24 protein-coding genes are annotated in these 22,862 nt (G+C 69.0%); 12 read left to right on the forward strand and 12 right to left on the reverse strand.

Annotation, left to right across the window (positions count from 1 at the left end; all coding sequences use genetic code 11):
- Positions 1 to 43: 43 nt before the first annotated feature.
- Entirely contained in the window at positions 44 to 2,113 is a 2,070-nt protein-coding gene (locus ACK6C6_RS14395) for a putative bifunctional diguanylate cyclase/phosphodiesterase (RefSeq protein ID WP_409267860.1), read from the reverse strand.
- 88 nt (positions 2,114 to 2,201) lie between these two features.
- A complete protein-coding gene (locus tag ACK6C6_RS14400; RefSeq protein ID WP_409267861.1) occupies positions 2,202 to 2,675 on the reverse strand; it encodes a DMT family transporter in 474 nt (157 codons plus the stop codon).
- Between the two features lie 218 nt (positions 2,676 to 2,893).
- Here ACK6C6_RS14400 and ACK6C6_RS14405 point away from each other — a divergent pair, with 218 nt between their 5' ends.
- Positions 2,894 to 3,694, forward strand: coding sequence for a head GIN domain-containing protein (locus ACK6C6_RS14405; protein ID WP_292042312.1), 801 nt, complete (start codon positions 2,894 to 2,896; stop codon positions 3,692 to 3,694).
- A 42-nt stretch (positions 3,695 to 3,736) separates the two neighbouring features.
- Here ACK6C6_RS14405 and ACK6C6_RS14410 read toward each other — a convergent pair whose 3' ends face one another.
- Complete coding sequence (locus ACK6C6_RS14410; RefSeq protein ID WP_409267862.1) at positions 3,737 to 4,186, reverse strand: copper chaperone PCu(A)C; 450 nt, start codon at positions 4,184 to 4,186, stop codon at positions 3,737 to 3,739.
- 38 nt (positions 4,187 to 4,224) lie between these two features.
- Positions 4,225 to 4,767 (reverse strand): YaeQ family protein, encoded by a 543-nt coding sequence (locus ACK6C6_RS14415; RefSeq protein ID WP_036211422.1) that lies wholly within the window; start codon positions 4,765 to 4,767, stop codon positions 4,225 to 4,227.
- Between the two features lie 137 nt (positions 4,768 to 4,904).
- Here ACK6C6_RS14415 and ACK6C6_RS14420 point away from each other — a divergent pair, with 137 nt between their 5' ends.
- The 9 genes from ACK6C6_RS14420 (at position 4,905) to ACK6C6_RS14460 (ending at position 13,903) form a co-directional block, all read left to right on the forward strand.
- The gene (locus tag ACK6C6_RS14420) at positions 4,905 to 5,936 is read left to right on the forward strand and encodes an NADP-dependent oxidoreductase (protein ID WP_209588588.1); all 1,032 of its coding nucleotides are present in this window, start codon (positions 4,905 to 4,907) and stop codon (positions 5,934 to 5,936) included.
- Positions 5,937 to 6,049: 113 nt separating this feature from the next.
- Positions 6,050 to 6,616: a hemerythrin domain-containing protein gene (locus ACK6C6_RS14425; RefSeq protein ID WP_409267863.1), complete on the forward strand. Its 567-nt coding sequence runs from the start codon at positions 6,050 to 6,052 to the stop codon at positions 6,614 to 6,616.
- Between the two features lie 146 nt (positions 6,617 to 6,762).
- On the forward strand, positions 6,763 to 7,101 hold the full coding sequence (locus ACK6C6_RS14430; protein WP_051996526.1) for a KGG domain-containing protein: 339 nt from the start codon (positions 6,763 to 6,765) through the stop codon (positions 7,099 to 7,101).
- Between the two features lie 133 nt (positions 7,102 to 7,234).
- Complete coding sequence (locus tag ACK6C6_RS14435; RefSeq protein ID WP_209588590.1) at positions 7,235 to 7,789, forward strand: M48 family metallopeptidase; 555 nt, start codon at positions 7,235 to 7,237, stop codon at positions 7,787 to 7,789.
- A gap of 114 nt (positions 7,790 to 7,903) precedes the next feature.
- Positions 7,904 to 9,196, forward strand: coding sequence for a hypothetical protein (locus ACK6C6_RS14440; RefSeq protein WP_409267864.1), 1,293 nt, complete (start codon positions 7,904 to 7,906; stop codon positions 9,194 to 9,196).
- An 8-nt stretch (positions 9,197 to 9,204) separates the two neighbouring features.
- On the forward strand, positions 9,205 to 9,636 hold the full coding sequence (locus ACK6C6_RS14445; protein WP_409267865.1) for a phosphate ABC transporter substrate-binding protein: 432 nt from the start codon (positions 9,205 to 9,207) through the stop codon (positions 9,634 to 9,636).
- 4 nt (positions 9,637 to 9,640) lie between these two features.
- Positions 9,641 to 12,361 (forward strand): EAL domain-containing protein, encoded by a 2,721-nt coding sequence (locus ACK6C6_RS14450; protein WP_409267866.1) that lies wholly within the window; start codon positions 9,641 to 9,643, stop codon positions 12,359 to 12,361.
- Positions 12,358 to 13,455 (forward strand): diguanylate cyclase, encoded by a 1,098-nt coding sequence (locus ACK6C6_RS14455; RefSeq protein WP_409267867.1) that lies wholly within the window; start codon positions 12,358 to 12,360, stop codon positions 13,453 to 13,455. Before ACK6C6_RS14450 ends, ACK6C6_RS14455 begins: the two co-directional genes overlap by 4 nt.
- A 64-nt stretch (positions 13,456 to 13,519) precedes the next feature.
- The gene (locus tag ACK6C6_RS14460) at positions 13,520 to 13,903 is read left to right on the forward strand and encodes a response regulator (protein ID WP_409267869.1); all 384 of its coding nucleotides are present in this window, start codon (positions 13,520 to 13,522) and stop codon (positions 13,901 to 13,903) included.
- Between the two features lie 8 nt (positions 13,904 to 13,911).
- Here the strand turns inward: ACK6C6_RS14460 and ACK6C6_RS14465 are convergent, their stop codons facing one another.
- Genes ACK6C6_RS14465 through ACK6C6_RS14475 form a run of 3 tightly spaced genes read right to left on the reverse strand, consistent with a single transcriptional unit; the run spans position 13,912 to position 15,464 of the window.
- Positions 13,912 to 14,574 (reverse strand): RNA polymerase sigma factor, encoded by a 663-nt coding sequence (locus tag ACK6C6_RS14465; RefSeq protein WP_409267870.1) that lies wholly within the window; start codon positions 14,572 to 14,574, stop codon positions 13,912 to 13,914.
- An 11-nt stretch (positions 14,575 to 14,585) separates the two neighbouring features.
- Positions 14,586 to 14,921, reverse strand: coding sequence for a cupredoxin family copper-binding protein (locus ACK6C6_RS14470; RefSeq protein WP_409267871.1), 336 nt, complete (start codon positions 14,919 to 14,921; stop codon positions 14,586 to 14,588).
- A gap of 9 nt (positions 14,922 to 14,930) precedes the next feature.
- The gene (locus tag ACK6C6_RS14475; RefSeq protein ID WP_409267873.1) at positions 14,931 to 15,464 is read right to left on the reverse strand and encodes a DUF4142 domain-containing protein; all 534 of its coding nucleotides are present in this window, start codon (positions 15,462 to 15,464) and stop codon (positions 14,931 to 14,933) included.
- A 215-nt stretch (positions 15,465 to 15,679) separates the two neighbouring features.
- Between ACK6C6_RS14475 and ACK6C6_RS14480 the strand changes: the two genes are divergently transcribed.
- Together ACK6C6_RS14480 and ACK6C6_RS14485 are read left to right on the forward strand one after the other, a co-directional pair.
- Positions 15,680 to 17,527, forward strand: coding sequence for a glycoside hydrolase family 13 protein (locus ACK6C6_RS14480; protein ID WP_409267874.1), 1,848 nt, complete (start codon positions 15,680 to 15,682; stop codon positions 17,525 to 17,527).
- On the forward strand, positions 17,521 to 18,450 hold the full coding sequence (locus tag ACK6C6_RS14485) for a carbohydrate kinase family protein (protein WP_409267875.1): 930 nt from the start codon (positions 17,521 to 17,523) through the stop codon (positions 18,448 to 18,450). The genes ACK6C6_RS14480 and ACK6C6_RS14485 overlap by 7 nt, the downstream gene beginning before the upstream one ends.
- On the opposite strand, the gene ACK6C6_RS14490 is transcribed toward ACK6C6_RS14485, so the two are convergent.
- The 5 genes from ACK6C6_RS14490 to ACK6C6_RS14510 all read right to left on the reverse strand — a co-directional run bounded on the left by ACK6C6_RS14490 (position 18,427) and on the right by ACK6C6_RS14510 (position 22,859).
- A complete protein-coding gene (locus ACK6C6_RS14490; protein ID WP_409267876.1) occupies positions 18,427 to 19,578 on the reverse strand; it encodes a DUF1501 domain-containing protein in 1,152 nt (383 codons plus the stop codon). The two genes, ACK6C6_RS14485 and ACK6C6_RS14490, sit on opposite strands and share 24 nt — an antisense overlap.
- 1 nt (position 19,579) lies before the next feature.
- Entirely contained in the window at positions 19,580 to 20,950 is a 1,371-nt protein-coding gene (locus tag ACK6C6_RS14495) for a DUF1800 family protein (RefSeq protein ID WP_409267877.1), read from the reverse strand.
- Positions 20,951 to 21,040: 90 nt separating this feature from the next.
- On the reverse strand, positions 21,041 to 21,595 hold the full coding sequence (locus ACK6C6_RS14500) for a TIGR00730 family Rossman fold protein (protein ID WP_409268288.1): 555 nt from the start codon (positions 21,593 to 21,595) through the stop codon (positions 21,041 to 21,043).
- A gap of 19 nt (positions 21,596 to 21,614) precedes the next feature.
- Positions 21,615 to 22,310, reverse strand: a complete 696-nt coding sequence (locus tag ACK6C6_RS14505; protein ID WP_027866088.1) for a TetR/AcrR family transcriptional regulator — start codon at positions 22,308 to 22,310, stop codon at positions 21,615 to 21,617.
- A gap of 75 nt (positions 22,311 to 22,385) precedes the next feature.
- On the reverse strand, positions 22,386 to 22,859 hold the full coding sequence (locus ACK6C6_RS14510) for a phasin family protein (protein ID WP_409267878.1): 474 nt from the start codon (positions 22,857 to 22,859) through the stop codon (positions 22,386 to 22,388).
- Positions 22,860 to 22,862 lie beyond the last annotated feature (3 nt).

The raw sequence follows: 22,862 nt of genomic DNA on the forward strand, positions 1-22,862 counted from the left end.
TAAAATTGTTCGTGGCGCTACAAAGCCGCAACGCTTGGCGTCGCTATGCGAACAGGTGTTTGTACTGCGCCTGGTAATACCAGTCGACCAGCTTGTCCGGACGGACCGGCTTGCTGATGAAGAAACCCTGCCCCAGGTCGCAGCCGATGTCCGCCAGCAGCTTGATGCCGGCCTGCGATTCGATGCCTTCGGCGATCACGGTCATGCCCAGCTTCTTGCCGAGCGCGATCACGGTCTCGGCGATGGCCAGCGAGCGTGGGTCGGTATCGATGTTGTGGATGAAGGACTTGTCGATCTTGAGCTTGTTGATGGGGAACTGGGACAGGTAGCTCAGGCTGGAATAGCCGGTGCCGAAGTCGTCCAGTGCGATGCTGACGCCGTCGCCCTTGAGCCGCTCCAGCATCTTCGCCGCATCTTCGACGTCGCTCATCACGGCGCTCTCGGTCACCTCGAACTCGATGCAGGACGGAGGGATGCCGCTTCTACGGATGATGTAGGCGGCGCGCTCGCTGAAATTCTTCTCGCGGAACTGCACCGCCGAGACGTTCACCGCCATGCGGATGGCGGGCAAACCCAGTTCGCGCCATTTTTCATGCTGCCTGCAGGCTTCCTGCAGCACCCAGTCGCCCAGCACCGTGATCAGGCCGATGCGCTCGGCGGCGGCAATGAAGCGCTCCTGCGCGCCGGGCGCGGTAGGGCCGCCGCGCCAGCGCAGCAGCGCCTCCACGCCGACGAAGCGCTTGTGGCTCAGGTCGATGAAGGGCTGGTACACGAGCTCGAAGTCGCTCTCGGCGATGCTGTGGCGCAGCCGCTGTTCGAGGTCGAAGGTCTGCCGGGCATGCAGGTAGATCTCCTGGGTGAAGAACTGGCAGCGGTTGCGGCCGGCATTCTTGGCATGGTACATCGCCGCATCGGCATGGCGGATCAGCGTATCGAGCTCGTCGCCGTCTTCCGGGTAGATGCTGATGCCGATGCTGGGCGAGGTCTTCAGGTCGAGCGTGTCGATCCGGTAGGGTTCGCGCAGGGTATGCAGCAGCTGGGTGGCCATGTGCAGCACCGCGTCGTCGGTCCGGATATCGGCGAGGATGGCGACGAATTCGTCGCCGCCCAGGCGCCCGACCAGGTCGTTGCCGCGCAGCCCGTCCTTCAGGCGCTGCCCCACCTGCTGCAGCATCCGGTCGCCGATCGTGTGCCCATAGGTGTCGTTGATCGGCTTGAAGCGGTCGAGATCGAAGAACAGGATGGCGATGCGGTCGCCGTGGCGCTTGGCCGAGGCCAGCAGCTGCGCGCCCAGCTCGTAGACCAGGGCCCGGTTCGGCAGGCCGGTGAGCGGATCGTGGCGGGCCGCGTGCAGGACCCGCCGCTCCGCTTCGCGCCGTTCGCTGATGTCGGCGATATGGCTGACCACCAGGCGCCCGCCCGACACGTCGGCGAGCGCCAGGCTGGCTTCGGCCGGGAACAGGCTGCCGTCCTTGCGGCGGCATTCGATTTCCTGGGTGTCGCCGACCTGCCCCACCGCGCCGCTGTGGAACAGGTTGTCGAGGCCCCCGCCCCGCAGTTGCCGCAGGCCGTTCACGACCAGTACCTCGTAGGACTGGCCGATCAGTTCCTGCGGCGCGAAGTCGAACAGGCGCGCCACCGAGGCGCTGGCGAACTGGATCCGGCCGTCGTGGCCGATGCCGAGGATGGCGTGGACCGAGGCCCCCAGCAGGGCGCGCAAGGTATGCTCCCTGCCCTGCAGGTCGGCCAGGTAGGCGCGCGCCTTGTTCTCGGACCGTTCCAGCACCGCGGCCATGCCGCAGGTAAACAGGCAGACCATGAGCAGCACCAGGATGGCGCCGACATCCTGCGGCCGCGCGATGATGAAGGTGAATTGCGGCGCCACCAGCAGCGGCGACAGCAGCAGCGACAATACCGAGGCCAGCAGCGCCGGGCGCCAGCCGCCCAGGATCGCGCTGGCCATGACCGGCAGGTACAGCAGGCCGAGCGGGGCGCGCTGGCCGAACACGTGGCGCCCCTCGTACTGGCTGAACGCGCACAGCGCCACGAGCAGCAGCGTGATGGCATACGGATGCCCATGCTTCCGACCAGCGGCGACCTTGCTCGCGAACATGATGTTCCCCTGTACAGCGGCCAGGCGCCTATCTTACGCCCGCAACGTCAAGACAGCGTTAACGGGAATGCGACGCGTGCGCCGCGGCTCAGTGACGCAGGCCGGCCAGGATGCGGTCGCCGAACAGGGTGACGGCCACGCCCAGCGCGACGATGCAGGCGCCCAGCACCCGCACGCCCGACACCTTGCGCATCGCCATGTTGACCAGCCCGAAGTGGTCGATCGCCATCGAGGTGATCAGCTGGCCGGCGATCACCAGCACGATCAGGCTCAGCAGGCCGATGCGCGGCGCCAGGAATACCGTGCCGAAGACAAACGCCGCGCCCAGGAAGCCGCCCGCGAACTTCCACAGCGGCTGGCCGGCGAGCGCGGCGAAGGTCGGGCCCAGCCCGCCGCGCGAGAGCGCGACCCCGGCCAGCACGATGGTGCCGCAGGCAAAGGAGACCAGGGCGGCGACCACCGAGTTGGCGCCGATCGATGCGGCCAGCTGGGTATTCACGGCCGCCTGGATGGACATGGCCATGCCGACGCAGAAGGCCATCAGAAGGAAAATCAGGTTCATTGCTACCTCCGCCGGATGCATACCGGGGCAAAAAGCGCACGATTCTAGTGCAATCCGGGCGTTCGTGATAGCCATGCACGCCGCATGGAGCGCGACAGCCTGTCCTGCCTGGGTGCATTCTGGACAGTGGACTGTGCGCTTCGTCGCATCCGGGATGCGCCGGGCCCGGCCTTTGCCTAGGATGACAGCATCGACAAACGCTTCAACAGGAGACAAGCATGAACAAGACCTCTTCCCGCCCGGCCGGCATCCTGCGCGCCATTCTGCTTCCCACCCTGGTGGCCGGCGCCCTGGCCGCAGGTCTGGCCACGACGGCCACCCCGTCGCTGGCCGCCAGCTGGTCCTTCGGCGGCGAGCGCGTCGAGGGCAACGGCAGCATCAAGCGCCAGGCGCGCCAGGTATCGCACTTCACCGGGCTGGCCCTCGAAGTGCCGGGCAAGCTGGAGCTGCGCATGGGCGACAGCGAAGGCCTCACGATCGAAACCGACGACAACCTGCTGCCGCTGATCGAGACCGTGGTGGAGAACGGCACCCTGAAGATCCGCCCGGCCAAGCGCAACCTGAACCTGCGCACCAGGAACCTGAAGATCGTCGTCAACGCACGCCAGATCGAGCGCCTGGCGCTGGGCGGCTCGGGCTCGGTGGATGCCGACCTGCTGCGCGCACCGCGCCTGAACATCGACCTGGGAGGCTCGGGCGAAATCAATGTGCGCCAGCTGGACAGCGACGCGGTCTCGGTCACCCTGGGCGGCAGCGGTGACTTCAAGGCCGGGGCCGGCCAGGCGCGCAAGCTGTCGGTGTCGATCGGCGGCTCGGGCACCGTGGACATGGGCCGGGTGCAGGCGGACAACGCCAGCATCAGCGTGGCCGGTTCGGGAGAAGCGACGGTGTGGGCGCGCCACGAGCTGAGCATGACCATCGCCGGCTCGGGCGACGTCAACTACTACGGCGACCCGCGCGTCAGCAAGTCGGTCGTGGGTTCGGGAGATGCGCGCCGGATCGCGGCGGCGCCGCGCTGAGCGGGTCCAGGGGATGGCCGGCGCGGCCGGCCATCCGCAACATCAATGCCCGGCGTGGGCGCTGTGGCTCAGGGGACGCACCGCCGCCTTCACCTTCACGTCCTGGCGCTTGCCCGCCGCGTCCTCTACGCGCAGGGTCAGCTCGACGCTCTCCCCTTCCTTCACCTGGCGCTTCAGGTCCATCAGCATGATGTGGTAGCCGCCGCTGGCCAGGTTGACCGGCTTACCCGCGGGCAGCTCGATCGCGTCCACGCGGCGCATGCGCATGGTCTGGCCTTCCATCGCCATCTCGTGCAGCTCGGCGCGGCCGGCGACCTCGGTCTGCACGCCGACCAGGCGCGCGGGCGCCACGGACTGCACGCGCATGAAGGCGCCGGTCACCTTCTGGGCCGGCACGGTGGCGCGGATCCAGGGTTCGGACACGCTCACCTGGGCGAACGCGGAAACCGACAGCAGGCTGCCGGCGAGGAAAGCGAGGAAGCGATGTTTCATGGCGACGAATGTGAGGAAGTGGACTGGGAATTATAGCTTCACGGGCCGCCGCGCAGGTATTCGCGCTCGACCAGCACGGTATCGATGCCGTCGGTCAGCCACACCTGGCCGTCCTGGATCGTGCACTGCAGCTGCATGTTGCGCTTCGCCATCTTCTCGAGCTGGACGCTGGCCTCGTTCGGAATGTTAACCACCGCGACGTTCTTCGCCCGGTCGATCTTGTTGGCCAGGCCCCTGAACCAGATGTCGCTGGTAGCGCTGTAGCTGTACACGAGCACCTGCTCCGAGCGGCCCGCCGCCTTGAGAAGGCGCTTCTCGTCAGGCTGGCCGACCTCGATCCAGGTCTGGATGGCGCCGGTCAGGTCCTTCTGCCACATGGCCGGCTCCTCGACGTCGAACAGGTCCTTGGTGAACACGAGCGCCGGGTCCGCATGGAGTGCGAAAGCCAGCACCCGGATCATCACGCGCTCGTCGGTTTCGGACGGATGGCGCGCGATGGTCAGGGTGTGGTCGCCGTAGTAGTTGCGGTCCATGTCGGCGATCGACAGGTCGGCCTTGTAGATGGTTGCCTTGAGAGCCATAGGGGTGTGATCGGGTTGCGTGGGGGTGGAAAAGCCCGCTATTGTCGCACGCGCCGCACGGGACCGGTATAGGAGCGGCGCTCCGGAAGCGGTATAGTCACGTTGCCAATATTGTCCAACTTGTAGCGGAGACTCCCATGACCAATGCCTTCCCCCCGAACCAGCAGTTCCTGCTCGCCGCCCGTCCGCTCGGCATGCCGCGCAACGAGGACTGGCAGTTCCACGAAGAAGCCGTGCCCGAGCCGGAGGAAGGCGGCATCGTCGTCAAGGTGCTCTACCTGTCGCTCGACCCGGCCATGCGCGGCTGGATGAACGAGGGCAAATCCTATATCCGCCCGGTGGCGATCGGCGAGGTGATGCGCGCCGGCGGCCTGGGCGTGGTGGTGGCGTCGCGCTCGCCGCGCTTCGCGGTGGGCGATTACGTGGCCGGCGGCACCGGCGTGCAGCGCTACTGGTCCGGCCAGGCCGACGACAAGACCGCCGCGTTCACGAAGATCGACCCGCGCATCGCCCCGCCGACGGCCTGGCTCAACGCCCTTGGCATGCCCGGCATGACGGCCTTCTTCGGCCTGCGCGAGGTGGGCCAGCCCAAGCCCGGCGAGACCGTGGTGGTCTCGGGCGCGGCCGGCGCGGTCGGCATGACGGTCGGCCAGGTGGCGAAGAAGATGGGCTGCCGCGTGGTCGGCATCGCCGGCGGCGAGGAGAAGTGCCGCTTCGTGGTCGAGCAGCTCGGCTTCGACGCCTGCATCGACTACAAGGCCGGTTCCGTGCATGCGGGCCTGAAGGAGCACTGCCCGCAGGGCGTGGACGTCTATTTCGACAACGTCGGCGGCGACATCCTGGACGCCGTCCTCACCCGCATCAACATGAAGGCGCGCATCGTGATCTGCGGCGCGATCTCGCAGTACAACGCCACCAGCCAGGTCAAGGGCCCGGCCAACTACCTGTCGCTGCTGGTGAACCGCGCGCGCATGGAAGGCATGGTCGTGTTCGACTATGCGCCACGCTACGCCGAAGGCGTGGCGACGCTGGCCGGCTGGATGCAGGAAGGCAGCGTCAAGAGCATCGAGTACGTGGTGGAAGGCTTCGAGCGCTTCCCCGAGGCCCTGCTGATGCTGTTCGAAGGCAGGAACCTCGGCAAGCTGGTGCTCAAGGTGGCGGAGGTCTGAACCATCCCGGGTGCTTCTTGATCCAGGCGAAAAGCACCCCATGATTGACTGAACTTCTCTCCTCGCGGCGCGTCTATATCTATTTGGTGCGCACATTGTCTTGCGAGGTGAACATGGCTCAGTTTCCACAAACGAGCGCAGAGCCGCCTGGCGGCATCCTGGCCCAGCTGCGCGCCGACCATGCGCACGTTCGCGCCCTGTTCCACGCCTTCGCCATGCTCGACCGCGAAGAAGAAGCGCAGCGCGAGCGCGTGGTCGACGAGCTGTGCGATGCGCTGACCATGCACGCGCAGCTCGAGGACGAACTCTTCTACCCGGCGCTGCGCGGCGCGGTCGACGACGGCCTGCTCGAAGACGCGGCGCTGGAACACGACAGCACGCGCGAGCTCGCCCTGCAGCTCGCCGCCCTGTTCCCGGACGACGAGTACTTCGACGTCTGCGTCGCGGTGCTGGCCGACGAAGTGGAGCGCCACGTCGCCTTTGAAGAGAACCTGCTGTTCCCGGCGCTGACGCGCGCCGGGGCCGACCAGCAGGCCCTGGGCCTGCGCCTGCGCACGCGCCGCGCCCAGCTCGAATCCGACCTCGCCGGCGCGCCGCCTGCGATCGACGGCATCGAGCCGCGCGGCCTGCTGCGCGGCGGGACCAAGCGCATGCGCGAGCGGCGTTCGCGTCCGCGCTAACGCGCGACCGGCCGGTGCGCCGATGCCGGTCCCGGCGCGAAGGAACTTACGCTTCAGCCTTCTCTCTAAACGGCACGAGCGCATCCATACGCGCTCGCGGTTCCCACATCGGACTTTGACACCTCAGGGCACACAAGGAGAGCGACATGGCGACAAGCAAAGAGAACGGCAAGGGCAATGCCCAGAAAGGCGGCGCGGGCAGCAGCCAGGCGCCGGCCAAGCGCGGTTTCGCGGCAATGGACCAGAACCAGCAGCGTGAAATCGCCAGCAAGGGCGGACAGGCGGCACACCAGAAAGGTACCGCGCACGAGTTCGATTCCGAAGAAGCACGCCGCGCCGGCCAGAAAGGCGGCGAGGCAGTCAGCCGCAACCGCGCCCACATGGCCGACATCGGGCGCAAGGGCGGCGAAAGCCGGCAGTCGGCCCAGCGCGCCGCCGCCGCGGCCAAGAACGCCGGCAACCGCCAGGGCGAAAAGGAGAGCTGACCAGCTTTCCGGCCACTAGACCAGTTCACCCATCCTGCTGAAACTTCCCCACGATGCATCCATACCACGGCGCCAGCCGGCGCCGTGGTCCTTCCGACACCGCGCGCCGGCGCCATGGTACATTGCCGGCCCTATGCACAAGCTTCCCTACCTCACGGCCTATCCCGACACCCTGCGCGCCCAGGTCGGCCAGCTGATCGATGCCGGCCAGCTCGGCGCGGTGCTCCTGCAGCGCTACCCCGAGGCCCATGGCATCCGCACCGACAAGGCGCTCTACGCCTATGTGCAGGAGCTGAAGGACGACTACCTGCGCCAGGCCGAGCCGGTGGTCAAGGTCGCCTTCGACAGCAAGATCCACGTGGTGCAGCACGCGCTCGGGCTGCACACCGCGATCTCGCGCGTCCAGGGAAACCGCCTGAAGGCCAAGCGCGAGATCCGCATCGCCAGCGTGTTCCGCGACGCTCCGCTGCCCTTCCTGCGCATGATCGCGGTGCACGAGCTGGCCCACCTGAAGGAAAAGGAGCACGATAAGGCTTTCTACAAGCTGTGCTGCTGGATGGAGCCGCACTACCACCAGCTCGAGTTCGACCTGCGGCTCTACCTGACCTGGCTCGACCTGGGCGGGCGGCGCCTGTGGGGCGCCGGCGCGGACCCCGTTGCCATTGAACAACAAAGCTTGTCAGATTAATTCGTTGCGTTGTGCAAACATCTCGACTTTGCCTGTCGCGTTGGGTAAAGTCTGTCGTCGTTTTCCCCCTCGCGGGGCCTGGTAGTTCCGCCCCGCCGCACAGCAACCCGAACCATGACGTACCAGTTTTCTTTCCCCTGCACCGCGCTGCCGGCTGCCCTGCGTGGCGGCGTGCTTGCCTTGGGCCTGATGGCCGCCGTGGGCCGCGCCTTCGCGGCGACCGGCGAAGCGGCAGCCGCCGATACCGCTGGCGCGCCGGCATGGAAGTTTTCCGGCTTCGGCACCCTCGGCGCCGTCTACGCGAGCGTGCGCGACGCGGACTTCAGTTCCACCGTCCTGCGCGCCAATGGCGCCGGCCGCAGCGAAGCCTGGAGCCCGGACGTCGACAGCCGCCTGGGCGCGCAGCTCGACCTGTCCTTGGGCCGCTGGTCGGGCGTGCTGCAGGTGGTGAGCGAGCAGAACCTGGAAGGCAACTACCGCCCGCGCGTCGAATGGGCCAACGTCAAGTACCAGGCCACCCCGGACCTGGCGCTGCGCATCGGGCGCATCGCGCTGCCCGTCTTCCTCGCGGCCGACTACCGCAAGGTCGGCTATACCATGGCCTGGGTGCGCCCGCCGGTCGAAGTGTACGGCGGGCTGCCGATCTCCAGCAGCGACGGCATCGATGCGACCTGGCGCTGGGGCGCGGGCGACACGCGCCATGCCACCCAGGCCTTCTTCGGCCGCACCGACACCCACTTGTACGAAGACCACCGCGTCGAGGCGCACGGCATTGCCGGACTGTCCCACAGCATCGAGCGCGGCCCGCTGAGCGCGCGCGTGTCGGCCCTGACCGCCCACCTGACTACCGGGATCGGCACCGAGGTGTTTACCGCCATGCGCGCCTTCGGTCCGCAAGGGGTGGCGCTGGCCGAGCGCTATGCGATCGAGCACAAGCGCGTCAGCATGGTCAATGCCGGCTTCAGCTACGATCCGGGGCGGTGGTTCCTGAACGCCGAAGCCGGGCACGCCCATACCCACTCGCTGCTCGGCCGGACCACCACCATGTACGCCGGCGGCGGCTACCGTTTCGACAGCCTGACACCCTACCTCGGCTTTGCCAAGGTGCGCGCGCACGGCGCCACCCGCGACCCGGGCCTGGCGCTGCCCGGACTGCCGGCGCGGGCGCAGGCGGTGGCCGCCGCGCTCAACGCCGGATTGAACATCTACCTGGGGACGATCCCGATCCAGACCACGCTCAGCACCGGCCTGCGCTGGGACATGGCCACGGGCGCCGCCCTCAAGTTCCAGTACGACCGCCTGCGGCCGACCGACGGTTCGCGCGGCACCCTGATCAACACGCGGTCCAGCTTCCGCTCGGGCGAGACCGTGCACGTGGCGAGCGTGGCCCTCGACTTCGTCTTCTGAGGCCGCGCATGGGTATCCGCTTCCGACACCTGATGGCTGCCGCCGCGCTCGCGCTGGCGGCGTGCGCCAATGCCTCGGCCGAACTGGTCGTGATCGTCTCGGCACGCAACCCGCTGCCGGCACTGTCGCCCGACCAGGTCGCCGCGATCTTCCTGGGCCAGGCCGGGCGCTTCCCCGGCGGGGGCGAAGTGGTGGCGCTCGACCAGCGCCTCGGCTCGAACGAACGCGAGCAGTTCTACGCCCAGGTCACCGGCAAGACCCCGGCCCTGCTCAAGGCGCACTGGTCGAAGATGGTCTTCACCGGCCGCGGCCAGCCGCCGCGCGAAGCCGACGACAGCGCCAGCGTGCGCCGTCAGGTGGCCGACAATCCTTCGATGATCGGCTACATCGACCGCGCCGAGCTGGACGCCAGCGTGCGTCCGGTGCTGGTGCTGCGCTGATTCCATGAACGACATGGTCCCGCCCGCCACCCCTACGGCGCCGCATGCGCGGCCGAACGGGCGCCGCGCGGCGCTGCTGGGCTGGCTCGGGCGCGGACTGGAAACCCACATCTCGCTGCCGCTGTTCGCGCTGCTGCTGGTGGCGGCCCTGTGGACCACCGCCGTCCACATGATCCGCGCCGAGGAGCGCACCGCGCACGCGGCGGCCCGGGAAGCCACGCGCGAACTGGTCGACACCTACGAGGCCCAGATGGCGCGCAGCCTGAGCGGCATCGACCAGACCCTGCGCGTGCTGCAGTACGCGGTCGAGACCAACGGCCCGGACGCCGCCCTGGGGGCGATGAGCGCCAAGGGCCTGCTGCCGCCGGGCCTGGTGTTCCAGGTCGCGATCATCAGCGACGGCGGCCGCGTACTGGCGAGCAATCCGCACAGCCGCCCCGGCGGCGACGTCTCGCGCGCGCCCTGGTTCGCCCGGCACCGCGACCAGGACAGCCCTGCACCTTACGTCAGCACGACCGTCGGCCGGCGCGAGCCGCACGTGGTGTTCTCGCGCCGCATCAACACGAGCGACGGCCGCTTCGCGGGCGTCGCCACCGTCGCCGTCGACCCGGCATTCTTCACCAGCTCCTACGAACACTCGCGCCTGGGCGGGCGCGGCCTGCTCGGCGTCGCCGGCAGCGACGGCATCGTGCGCGCGGTACGCGTCGGCGAACAGGTCTCATGGGGCCAGCGGGTGGCCATCGGCAAGGACGACGACATCGTGCTCGGCCAGGGCGGGATCGACCGCGAACGGCGCTACGCCAGCACCCGCGCCCTGGTCGGTTTCCCGCTGGTGGCCGTGGTCGGCCTGTCCGAAGCCGAGCAGATGGCCGCATTCCACGCCCGGCGCCGCGCCTGGCTGCTCGGCGCCGGCGCCGGCACCGCCCTGCTGCTGGTCGTCGTCACCCTGGTCAGCGCCTGGTCGTGGCAGTTGGCCAAGGCGCGCAGGCGCGAGCGGCTGGCCCAGGAAACCTATGCCGCCGCCTCCGAGGCCAGCCTGGACGCCTTCTTCGTGCTGCGCACCATTCCGGACGCGCACGGAGACGTCATGGACTTCCTGATCGAGACCACCAATACCCGCGCCGAGCAGCTCACCGGGCTGGCCAAGGAACGCATGCAGGGCAGGCGCATGTCGGTGCTGCTGCCGACCCATATGGGCTTGGGCATCTTCGACGACCTCGCGGCGGTGGCGACCGATGGCGTGGCGCGCGAGGCCGAATGGCTGGCCCACATGATTCCCGTGGAGGACCGCTGGCTGCACCGCCAGGTGGTGCCGGTGGAAGGCGGCGTGGTGGCAATCGTGCGCGACATCACCGAGCGCAAGCTCGCCGAGCAGCGCATCCGCCACCTGGCGCACCACGACGATCTCACCGGCCTGCCGAACCGCAGCCTGCTGCGCGACCGCCTCGGCCAGGCCATCCGCGACGCCGAGCGCAAGGGCCACGCGGTGGGCCTGGCCTTCATCGACCTGGACGGCTTCAAGCTGGTCAACGACGGGCTCGGCCACAACGCCGGCGACGAGCTGCTGAAGGTGGTGGGCGCACGCATGGGACAGTGCCTGCGCCGCAACGACACCCTGGCGCGCTTCGGCGGCGACGAATTCGTGATCCTGCTGCCCGACATCTCGGGCGACCCGATGGCGATCACGCCGCTGCTGGAAAAGGTGCGCGAGGCCGTCACCGAGCCGGTCGAGGTAGAGGGCCAGGAGGTGCAGGTCAGCTGCAGCATGGGCGTGGTGCTGTACCCGCGCGACGGCGAGGACGCCAACACCCTCATGATGAACGCCGATGCGGCGATGTACCGCGCCAAGGAACACAAGGACAGCTTCCAGTTCTACGCCAGCGAGATGAACGCCAGCGTGGAAGAGAAGCTGGTGCTGCTCGAAGGCATGCGCGCCGCGCTCGAGGCCTGTCTCGACCCCGGCTGCAAGGGCGATCGCTGCCAGTTCCAGCTGCTGTACCAGCCAAAGGTCGACCTGCGCACCGGCCGCCTGTTCGGGGTCGAGGCCCTGATCCGCTGGAAACACCCGGAACAGGGCATGATTTCGCCGCTGCGCTTCATCGGCCTGGCCGAAGAGAGCGGCCTGATCGTGCCGCTGGGCGAATGGGTGGTGCGCACCGCCTGCGCCCAGGGAGTGGCCTGGCGCGCGGCCGGCCTGCCGCCCCTGAGCATCTCGGTCAACGTGTCGGCCCGCCAGTTCGAGGAAAAGCGCCTGGTCGAGCGCATCGCCGGCGCCCTGCGCGACTCCAGGCTGCCGCCGGAAGCGCTGGAAGTCGAGGTGACCGAGAGCTCGATCATGCGCGATCTTGGACGCGCGGTGGACAAGATGCGCGAACTGAAGGCCATGGGCGTGTCGCTCTCGATCGACGACTTCGGCACCGGCTACTCAAGCCTGTCGGCGCTCAAATCCTTCCCGATCAGCCGCCTGAAGATCGACAAGAGCTTTGTCAGCGACCTGGCCGACAGCCTCGATGACCAGGCCATCGCGATGGCCGTGATCTCGCTGGGCCACAAGCTGAACCTGCGCGTCATCGCCGAGGGCGTGGAGACTGAGCAGCAGCGCGACTTCCTGCGCGCCAACGACTGCGACGAGATGCAGGGCTACCTGTTCAGCCGTCCGGTGCCGCCCGAGCGGATTACGGAACTGCTGGCCGAAAGCGCCGCCATGCCCTTGGTGCCGGCATGAACGCGCTGCGGCGTCTCGGGGTTCTGCTGTGCGGCAGCGATCCAAAACTGCGCCGCACGCTGCAATATTGGGCCGCGACCTGCGTGCTTTACGTGGCCTGCATTGCCCTCCTGTTGCTGCAGGTGAGCGAGGGCATGGCGGATCCGGCCGCTGCGGACAAGCTCGTCACCTTCGGCGGCAGCGGCGCGCTCCTGTTCTACGTCCTGATCCGCGTCAGCGGGCGCCTCCAGCTGGCGCCCGACCAGCTGGCGGTGTCGCAGGCGGTGTTCTCGCTGGCCTGCGGCATGGCCGCCTATGCGATCTCGGGGCCGCTGCGCGGCGCCATGCTGATCATGACCGTGGTCGTGATCGTGTTCTGCATGTTCGCCGCCAAGCCGCGCCAGACCCTCCTGCTCACCATTGCCGCGCTCGCCGGCATGGGCGCCACCATGTACTGGATGCAGGCCAGCGACCCGCAGCGCTACCCGCCGATGACCGAACTGATCACCTTCGGCTACCTGGCCGGCGCCCTGCTCTCCACCGCGGTGCTGAGCGGCGAGATGAGCAAGCTGCGCGCTCGCCTGAAGCGCCAGCGCCGCGAGCTGAGCGAGGCCCTGGACACCATCCGGGTGCTGGCCACCGTGGACGAGCTGACCTCGCTGGTCAACCGCCGCCGCATGCACGAGGTGCTGGAGGCCGAGGAGCGCCGCCAGTCCGACGGCGGGAGTACCTGCATCGCCCTGCTCGACATCGATTTCTTCAAGCAGGTCAACGACCGGTACGGCCACGCCACCGGCGACGCGGTGCTGCGCAGCTTTTCGAGCACGGCGCGCGCCTGCCTGCGCGGCGGCGACGTGCTGGCGCGCTGGGGCGGCGAGGAATTCCTGCTGCTGTTGCCGGATGCCGCGCCCGAGGACGCGCGCGTCGTGCTGGAGCGGATGGCCGAGCGCATCCACGGCATGCAGGTAGCCGGCCTGCCGGACCGCCGCATCAGCTTCTCGGCGGGACTAGCCACGCGCCGCGCCGGCGAGCCCTTTGCCGACGCCATCCATCGCGCCGACAAGGCGCTCTACCAGGCCAAGGAGGCCGGGCGCGACCGCATCGTGCTGGCCTGAGGCGCAGTCCGCCGGGCGCACGATCGGTGCGGCGCTCGTCCATGCCGTTTGCTAGCATGCGGGCATGACAATCAAGGTACTTTTGGTAGATGACCTGCTGCTGGACGTGGCCCTGACGCGCCGCGCCATGGAAGACTGCAAGCTCGCGCACCGCATCGTGGTGGCCAGCGATGGCGAAGAGGCGTACCGGCTGCTGGGCGAGGCCTCCTTCGACCTGCTGCTGCTCGACATCAAGATGCCGCGCGTCGACGGTTTCGAACTGATGGAACGCCTGCGCGGGCGCGCCGCCGGCCACCTGCCGGTCATCGTCCTGTCCGGCTCGGCGCTGGAGACCGACCGTACGCGTGCCGATGCGCTGGGCGCGATCGAGTACGTGCACAAGGCGCTCGACTATGGAGAATTCCGGCACGCGCTGAAAGCCGCCCTCGGGCGGCACGGTTTCTGCTGACGCCCCTCTCAGACACGGGCCAGCACCGCCGCCACGATGCGGTCGCAGCGGGCGCCGTCGAAGGCGAAGGCCGAGGCAGCCGCCTCGTCGAAGTCGCGCGCCAGCGCCGTGCGCAGCATGGCGCGTGCGCGGAAGAAGCAGCTGCGCACCGTCGCTTCCGGAATGCCGAGCACCGCCGCCGTCTCGCCGGCCGACATGTCCTCGACCGCACGCAGCACGAACACGGTGCGCAGCCGCTCGGGCAGCGCGTCGATGCGCGCCTCGATCAGCCGGCGCGCTTCCAGGCGGAGTGCGGCTTCCTCGGGCCGGTCGGTCGCGCCCCCCGGGGCATCGTCCATGGCGTCCTCCTCGCTGCCGGGCACCAACCGCAGGATGCCGTCGCGGCGCTGCTGCCTGCGCAGCCTTGCGTTAGCTTCGTTCACCACGATGCGCGTCAGCCAGGTCGAGACGCTGGCCTCGCCGCGGAAGGACGCGGCCTTGCGGTAGGCCAGCAGGTAGGCTTCCTGCACCACGTCCTCGGCCTCGGCATCGTCCCTGAGGATGCTGCGCGCGGTGCGGTACAGGCGCTGGTTGTGGGTGCGCATGAGCAGCTCGAACGCACCCGGCGCGCCGGCCGCCACCAGCGCCATCAGTTCCGGCCCGCTCGCCGCGGCCACGCCCGCCTTGCCCATCGTTCGCCTCCTCAACGGATCACCAGCGTTGCCCGCATCGTGCGGTGCAGCGTGCACAGGTAGGGATAGCGTCCGCGCTGCACCGCCTTGAAGCTCCAGCTCGCGCCGGCCGCGATGGCGGGCGAAGCCGGCCCGCCCTTGCTGCCCGCGGTGGCGGTATGCGGGAACGGATCGCGGTTGCGCCAGACCACAGTATCGCCCACCCGCAGCTCCAGCGTCTCGGGAATGAAGCGCATGCCTTCGATCACGACGGTATGCACCGCCGGGGCGCCGCGCGCCGCGTCCCCAGGCACGGCGATCGCCAGCGTCAGCGCCGCCATCCAGGCGGCCATCGAACGCGCGATCATGGCGCGCCCCTACCTGAGCGAAGCGTCGAGCTGCTTCGCATGCTCGAGGTGCGCCACGAAGGCCGGGCGCACCTTGACCAGCGTGTCCTTCAGCTCGGCGTTCCTGGCGTTCGGGATCAGGGTCTTGTCGAGCGCATCGATCACCGCCTGGTGGTAGCGCACTTCGTGCGCCACGTAGGCCTGGTCGAATGCCTTGCCCTCGAGCGCCTTGAGCCTGGCCAGGTTGTCGCTGCCGCCCTGCTTCAGGCTCTTGCCCAGTTCACTGTCGCGTGGCGTCAGCTTCAGTTTCTTCACCAGGGCCAGTGCCTGCTTGTTGACGCCGCTGTGGTCGGTGACCATCTGCCTGGCGAAGGCTTTCACTTCGGCGTTGCCGCTGATCTTCCCGGCCAGCTTGCCGGCGTCGATGTCGACCTGGTTGGCAGCGACGACGATGCCGGCAATCTGGGCGTCGTCCGGGACGGACTGGGCCAGGGCGGCGGCGCCGGCCAGCGCGAGCGCAGCAGCGGCCGCTCCGGCGATCAGCTTGTGTTGCAAGGTATGCATGGTGGTCTCCTCGATCAAGGTCCGTGTATTGCGTCCTTCCCGACATTAGATGCCACGTGATGCGCTGCCGTTGCATGTCGCGTTCCCGCCTGCGCTTGCCGATGCTGGCACCGGCATGCTGAAGAAATAAAACTACTTTATAAGCGCATTGAAGATTGTTTCTGGCAATTTATTCTGTTACTTTACTACATCGACAACTTCTTGATGGGGGTTTGGTGTACCGGTTCATCCTTGCGATTGCAGCCATCCTGCCGGCTGCCTGGGCCGGCGCGGCCCCTTACCAGATCCAGCACGTCGAGCCGCCCAACTGGTGGGCCGGCATGAAACAGCCGGATCTCCAGCTGATGGTGCATGGCGAAAAGATCGCCGAACTGGCGCCCGCCCTGGCCCGTCCCTACCCCGGCGTGCGCGTTACCGGGGTCGAGCGTACCGACAACCCGAACTACCTGTTCGTGAACCTGGCCATCGGCAAGGACGCCCGGCCGGGAGAACTCCAGCTGCAATTCCGGCGCGGCAAGGAACTAGTTAGCAGCCACGCTTACCGGCTGGAGCCGCGCCGCCCGGGTTCGGCCGAGCGCCGCAGCTTCGGCGCCGGCGATGCGATCTACCTGCTCATGCCGGACCGCTTCGCGAACGGCAACCCGGCGAACGACCAGGCCGGCATGCTCGAAGGGGCCGAGCGCGCCAATCCGGTGAAGCGCCATGGCGGCGACCTGGCCGGCATGCGCGCGCATCTCGACTACATCCGCGACCTGGGCTTTACCATGGTCTGGCCGACGCCGGTGCTGGAAAACAACCAGCCCTCCTATTCCTACCACGGCTATGCGCTGACCGATTATTACAAGATCGACCCGCGCTTCGGCAGCAACGAGGAGTTCCGCGACTACGTCGCCGCCGCGAAGGCAAAGGGCCTGGGCGTCATCCACGACATCGTGCTCAACCACATCGGCACCAGCCACTGGTGGATGCGCGACCTGCCGGCGCGCGACTGGATCAACCATGGCACCACGTTCACGCCCACCAACAACCAGCACACGGTGGCCCAGGACATCCACGTGGCGCCGGAAGAAAAGGCGCGCTTCTTCGACGGCTGGTTCGTCGAGACCATGCCCGACCTGAACCAGCGCAACCGCCTGGTGGCGCGCTACCTGATCCAGAATACGCTGTGGTGGATCGAGTACGCCGACCTGTCCGGCATTCGCGAGGACACTTATTCGTACTCCGACAAGGATTTCCTGAACGAGTGGAACCGCGCCGTGGCCGCCGAGTACCCGCACATGAACGTGGTCGGCGAAGAGATGGACGCGCGGCCCTACATGGTGGCCTACTGGCAGAAGGGCGTCGTCAACCGCGATGGCTATGCGTCCGAACTGCCGACCGTGATGGACTTCCCGCTGTCCGATACGGCTAGCGAGGCGTTGGCCGAGCCGGAGTCGTACAACAAGGGCCTGATCCGGATCTACGAGACCATCGCGGCCGACTACCTGTATGCCGACCCGATGCGCCTGATGGTCTTCCCCGACAACCACGACCGGCCGCGCATGCTGGCCACGGTCGACAACAAGGTCGAGCTGGCGAAGTCCAACCTGATCCTGATGGCGACCACGCGCGGCATCCCGCAGGTGTTCTACGGCACCGAGGTCCTGATCAGCAGCCCGAAGCAGCGCGACGACGGCGTGCTGCGCGCCGACATGCCGGGCGGCTGGGCGGGCGACCGGGTGAATGCCTTCACCGGCGCCGGCCTGTCGCCGGCCCAGCGCGACATGCAGGGCTTCGTGCGCACGCTGTTCAACTGGCGCAAGACCAGCTCGGCGGTCACGCAGGGCAAGCTGACCCACTACCTGCCTAAGGACGGCAGCTACGTCTACTTCCGCCATGACGGCAAACAGACCGTGATGGTGGTGCTGAACAAGAATGCCGGCGACACCCACCTCGATCTGGGGCGCTTCGCCGGCATGACCAAGGGCGCGCGCAGCGCCACCAATGTCCTGACCGGGGCCCGGGTAGACCTGGGCGCGCCGCTGGCGCTGCCGGCCATGACCTCGGTGGTGCTGGCGTGGTAAGCGCCGGCGGCAGGCGGGTGCTGGTGGCCGGCGGCGTCGGCATCGACACCATCGTGCAGGTGCCCGCGCTGCCGCTGGCGATGGCCGATTCGATCCACGTGCCGCCGGTGGTCGACTATGTGGCGCACACCGGCAACGGCGTCGCCCTCGGGCTGCTGGCGCTCGGCCATCACCCGGTGCTGATCGACTTCATCGGCGACGACCCGCAGGCGCAGCTGATCCACGCTCGTTACCGCGAGCGCGGCCTGCCCTTCGACTACCTGGTCCACCCGAGCGGGACGCGGCGCAGCGTCAACCTGGTCGCCCCCGACGGGCGCCGCCTGTCGCTGTACGACGGCCGCCACCCCGACAGCGTGCGCATGCCGCGCACCTTTTACCTGCCGCGCATGCAGGAGGCGGAACACGTCCACCTGAGCATCATGCCCTGGGCGGCCGCGCTGTTCGACGACGCCACCGCCCTCGGCCTGCCGGTATCGACCGACCTGCACGACTGGGACGGCGGCAATCCCCATCACCTGGGCTTCGCACGGCGCGCCGACCTGGTCTTCCTGAGCGCCGCGGCGCTGGGCGGGGGCGTATTCGACACGATGCGCGCCATCCTGCGCGAGGGCCGGGCGCGGCTGGTCGTGGCGACCGCCGGCGCGGCCGGCAGCCATGTGCTGGAACGGGGACAGGAGCGGATCCGGCATACCGCCTGCGCCATGCTGGACGGGCCGGTCGTGGACAGCAACGGCGCCGGCGACGCCTTCTCGTCCGCCTTCCTGCACGCCTGGTTCGAGGGCGCCACGGTGGACGAATGCATGCGCACCGGGGCCATCGGCGGCGCCTTCGCCTGCCGCTTCCACGGGACGGCCGAGCGCAGCCTTGGGCTGGACGAGCTGGCGCGGTATCGCGCCGGCTCAGGCCTTCAGGAGGCGCGCTAAGGCCTTGCCGCCGGGCGCATCCGGGAACAGGGTGCGCGCCATGCGCTGCGGATCGATTCCGAAGGCCTCGGCGCAGGCCTGGGAAATCAGGCTGTCGAGACCCAGCGTCGGGCGCAGGTCGCGTCCTTCGAACAGGTCCCCAGGGCCCAGGCCCGGCCAGTCCGCCACGACCCGGCCGCCCTGCACCGCGCCGCCCAGCAGCATGGCGGCCGCGCCGGTGCCGTGGTCGGTGCCGCCGGTGCCGTTGGCCGCCGCCGTGCGGCCGAACTCGGTCGCCACCAGCACCACGGTATGGTCCCAGGCGGCTCCCAGGCCCTGGCGCAGGCCGGCCACCAGGGTATCCAGGTTGCGCAGCTGGGCCGCCAGCCGGCCGGCCTGGCCGCTGTGGGTGTCCCAGCCGCCGGTCTCGATCATCGCGATGCGCGGGCCGTCCGCGCGCGCGAGAAAGGCGGCGGCCATGCGTCCCAGTTCGCCCGGCTCCTGGCGCCTGGCCTTGCCATCCATGGCGCCTGCCATGCCGCGCGCGTCCATGGCGGCGGACCACAGCGCATGCAGCTGGGGATCGTTCGCATACAGCTGCTGCACGCGCAGCATCAGGTCCTCGTTCGCGTCCGGCAGGCCGGACGGGGCATAGGACGGCACCGGCAGGCTTCCCCGCAGCGCCATCGGCACGGTCGGGGCGAAGGCGATGGCGCTCCTGCCGGGCTGCGACAGCAGGGCCACCAGGCGGTTCATCCAGCCGTCCTTGAGCGCGTAGGCGGCGCGCCCGCCGGTTTCGAGGATGTTCTGGCCGTCGAAGTGCGAGCGCTCGCGGTAGGGCGAGGCCACGGCGTGGAAGAAGCTGGCCTGGCCCGCGCCGTACAGCGCGTGCAGCGTGGCCAGCGACGAATGCAGCGCGAAGCTGCCGTCGAGCCGGAGCGCGCTTTCCGGCGCGATCGCCAGCGCGCCGCGCAGGCGCGCATAGCCCGGATCGGCGGTCGGGATCACGGTATGCAGGCCGTCGGCCGCGCCGCGCTGGATGATGAAGACGAAGCGCCGCTCGCCCGGGATGGCGGCGCCGGCGAAGCTGAGGCGCGGCCCCGCCAGCAGCGCGGCGGCGGCCAGGAAGGCGCGTCGGTCGAGACTCATCTCATCTCCTCAGGAAGTCGGGGGAAGCCAGCAGCAGCGCCAGCGCCGTGGCCGGGCTGTCGGCACGGGCGATCGCCTGGCGCGTGCCTTCGGCCAGGCCGGGCAGCACGCGCGGCGCCAGCGCGCGCGCATCGAGCCGGGCCCCGGCCTGCGCGCCGAAGCGCTGGGCGGCTTCGACGCGGCGCAGCAAGGCGTCCGGCGCGGCCCAGGCGGCGGCCGTGTCGCCGTAGCCGGCCGGCGAACCGGGACGCCATACCGGCTGCCCGAGCTGGTTCATCAGGCCGGCCGCCTGCTGGTCCGGAATCTCGCGCCGCTCCAGCGCGCGCAGGCTCGAGATGCCCCAGTCCCAGGGTGACTTGAACTTGCCGGGGCCCGGCGCCCAGGCTTCCGGCGCCATCGCCAGTTCGCGGTAGACGCTGGACAGCTCGCCGCCGCTCGTGCGGAAGACCGCGGCCAGGCGCAACACCAGGCTCGCCGGCGGCTCGTCGGCCACGAAGTGGCGCGCCAGCTTGAGGGCGATGTGGTCGGCGGTGGCCGGCGCCGCGGCCAGGTCGCGCAGGACGGCGCGCGCCTGCTCCTCGCCGCCGGGCGGATAGCTGCGTCCCGCCACCAGCCGGCCGCCCGGTTCGTGCAGGGCCTGGGCGAAGCGAAATGGCGCGCGCTCTTGCGCAGGCACGGCCCCGCCGCCGTCCTCGGGCAGGGTCCAGCCGGTGAGCGCGCGCGCGAATTCGCCGACGTCGCGCTGGGTGTAGCCGCCGCGCACCCCGAGCGTATGCAGTTCGAGGATCTCGCGCGCCAGGTTCTCGTTCAGGCCCGCGTTGTTGCGCTGCCTGAGCCGGGCGCGCCGGCCGGCCGGACTGTCCGGGCCGGTGGAGCGGGCCTGGTCCAGGTAGACCAGCATGGCCGGATGGCGCACCGCCGATACCAGGAGCTCGTCGAAGCGTCCCAGGACGTGCGGACGGATGGCGTCGCGCTCGAAGCTGCCGGCCAGTCCGGTCACGGGCCCCTTGTCGACCGACACGGCGAAGTGATTCGACCAGAAGTGCACCAGGCGTTCGATGAAGGGCGTGGGGGTCTGCAGGGCGCTGGCAACGCGCGCCCCGATGGCGGCGCGGTAGGCCTCGCCCTCCTTGCGGCGCCAGGCTTCGCGCAGGCCGGCGCGCTGGTCCGCCGGCGCCTGGCGCTGCGCGCGCTCTTGCGCGACCCAATCGGCCGCGACCTGTGCGCTGTGCGGCAAGCGGCGCCAGGGCGCCGGCAAGGGATCGTAGGCATCCACCTGGGACAGCAGCCAGCGGCGCGGATCCGCCGGCGCCCCCTCATCCGGGCGGGCGCCGAGGCCGAAGCGGTTGAGGGCGATCGATGCAGGCGTCATGGGGCGAAGGAAGGTGGACGATACTGGTATTCCGTCTGACGGGGCAAAAAGTTCCAGCTATTTTCTTCCGCCCCGCATGCGGGGCTCGCCTCAGGCGGCGGGAGCCGCGGCCGCGCGCAGGCTGCGGATCAAGGCGCCCGGGTCGGCATCGACCCGCATCAGGCCCACGTGTTCGGGCCGCACGAAGCCTTCCGCGCTCTGGTGCTGCACGAAGCCCACTAGGCCGTCCCAGAAGCCGTTCGCGTTGAGCAGGCCGATCGGCTTGGCGTGGATGCCCAGCTGGGCCCAGGTCAGCATCTCGAACAGCTCTTCCAGCGTGCCCATCCCGCCCGGCATGGCGATGAAGCCTTCGGACAGCTCGGCCATCATGGCCTTCCGTTCGTGCATGTCCTTGACCACGAACAGGCGGGTCAGGCCGGCGTGGCCGACTTCGCGCTCGACCAGGGCTTTCGGAATCACGCCGGTGGCTTCGCCGCCCAGGCGCAGTACCTCGTCGGCGATCACGCCCATCAGGCCGACCTTGCCGCCGCCGTAGACCAGGCCGATGTTGTGCTCGACCAGCGCGGCCGCCAGGCCGCGCGCGGCATCGGTGTAGATCGGATTGGCGCCGTGCGAGGCGCCGCAATAGACGGCCAGGGTTTTCATCGTCATGGAGCTAAAAAATTTACAGGAAATCGGCGCCAGGCCGGGCCTCGGCGGACAGCTTCTTGAGGTATTCCTCGGACAGCTTCTCGAACAGCAGGCGGGTGTCGCCGCGCAGGTAGGGGCCGAGCATCGCCAGCACCTGGTAGCAGCCGCGCGCGAGCGCGTCGGCGATCGCCTGCTGCTCGCTGTACTTGCGCGGGTTGCGCACGTACTCGTAGGACAGCCAGTAGGTCGCCACCACCACCATGTTGGTGGCCATCGCGCCGATCTGCTGGTCGCCCGCTTCCAGCGAGCCTTCGCTGCGCAGGTCTTCGCACAGCTGGCGCGCCACCTTGATCTTGTGGGCCAGGATCGCCTTGAAGTGCAGCTCGAGCTTGCGGTTACGCGACAGCAGGTCGTTCAGGTCGCGGTAGAAGAAGCGGTAGCGCCAGATCAGCTCGAACATCAGGTGCAGGTAGAGCCACACGTCTTCCATGTTCGAACGGCGGCCGGCCGGCACCGTGAGGATGCGTTCGATCTCCGCCTCGAACTGGACGAAGATCGAGTTGACGATGTCGTCCTTGTTTCGGAAGTGATAGTACAGGTTGCCGGGCGAGATGTTCATCTCCTCGGCAATGACCGTCGTCGTGATGTTCGGCTCGCCGAACTCGTTGAACAGCCTGAGCGAGAGCTCGAGGATGCGTTCGCGGGTCCGGCGCGGAGCTTTTTGTTGCATGAAGGGCGAAGTTTGTGATTCCAGCCGCGAGGATAACACCAAATGGTGTCAATGAAACAGCGTTGGAATACGTTCTCAGGCGCCTTCTTCTTCCTCGGGTTCGTCGAGCCCGGGCGCACGGCGCGTACGTTTTTTCGGGGCCGCAGCCGCCGGCAGGCGCGCGCTGAGCTCCGCCAGCATCATCTCGAGCTCGTCAACGCGGCGGCGCAGGGCCTCGACCTCGCTCGCGGCCGGCACGCCGATGGTGGCCAGGGCGCGCGCCACGCGCTCCTCGAACACCTGCTCCAGCTTGCCCCAGGAGCCGCTGCTGCGGCGGGTGGCCCGCTCGGCGGCGCGCGCCACGGTGCCGGAGGCTTGCTCGACCTCGCGCGCGCGCTTGGCCAACACGCTGCCGTCGCGCACCAGGCGCGTGAACGAGCGCCCGCCCTCGCCCGCTTCCTGGGCCTTGGCGAAGGCCCCGAGGCCCGCCTGCCAGATCTGCTGGGCCGATGCGCGGACGGCGCGCGCCAGCGCTTCGTCGTCGTCGGCCACGGGAAGTTTCTTGCTCATGAT

It is taken from the genome of Massilia sp. BHUDP2, assembly GCF_046236355.1.
Classification (GTDB): domain Bacteria; phylum Pseudomonadota; class Gammaproteobacteria; order Burkholderiales; family Burkholderiaceae_D; genus Telluria; species Telluria varians.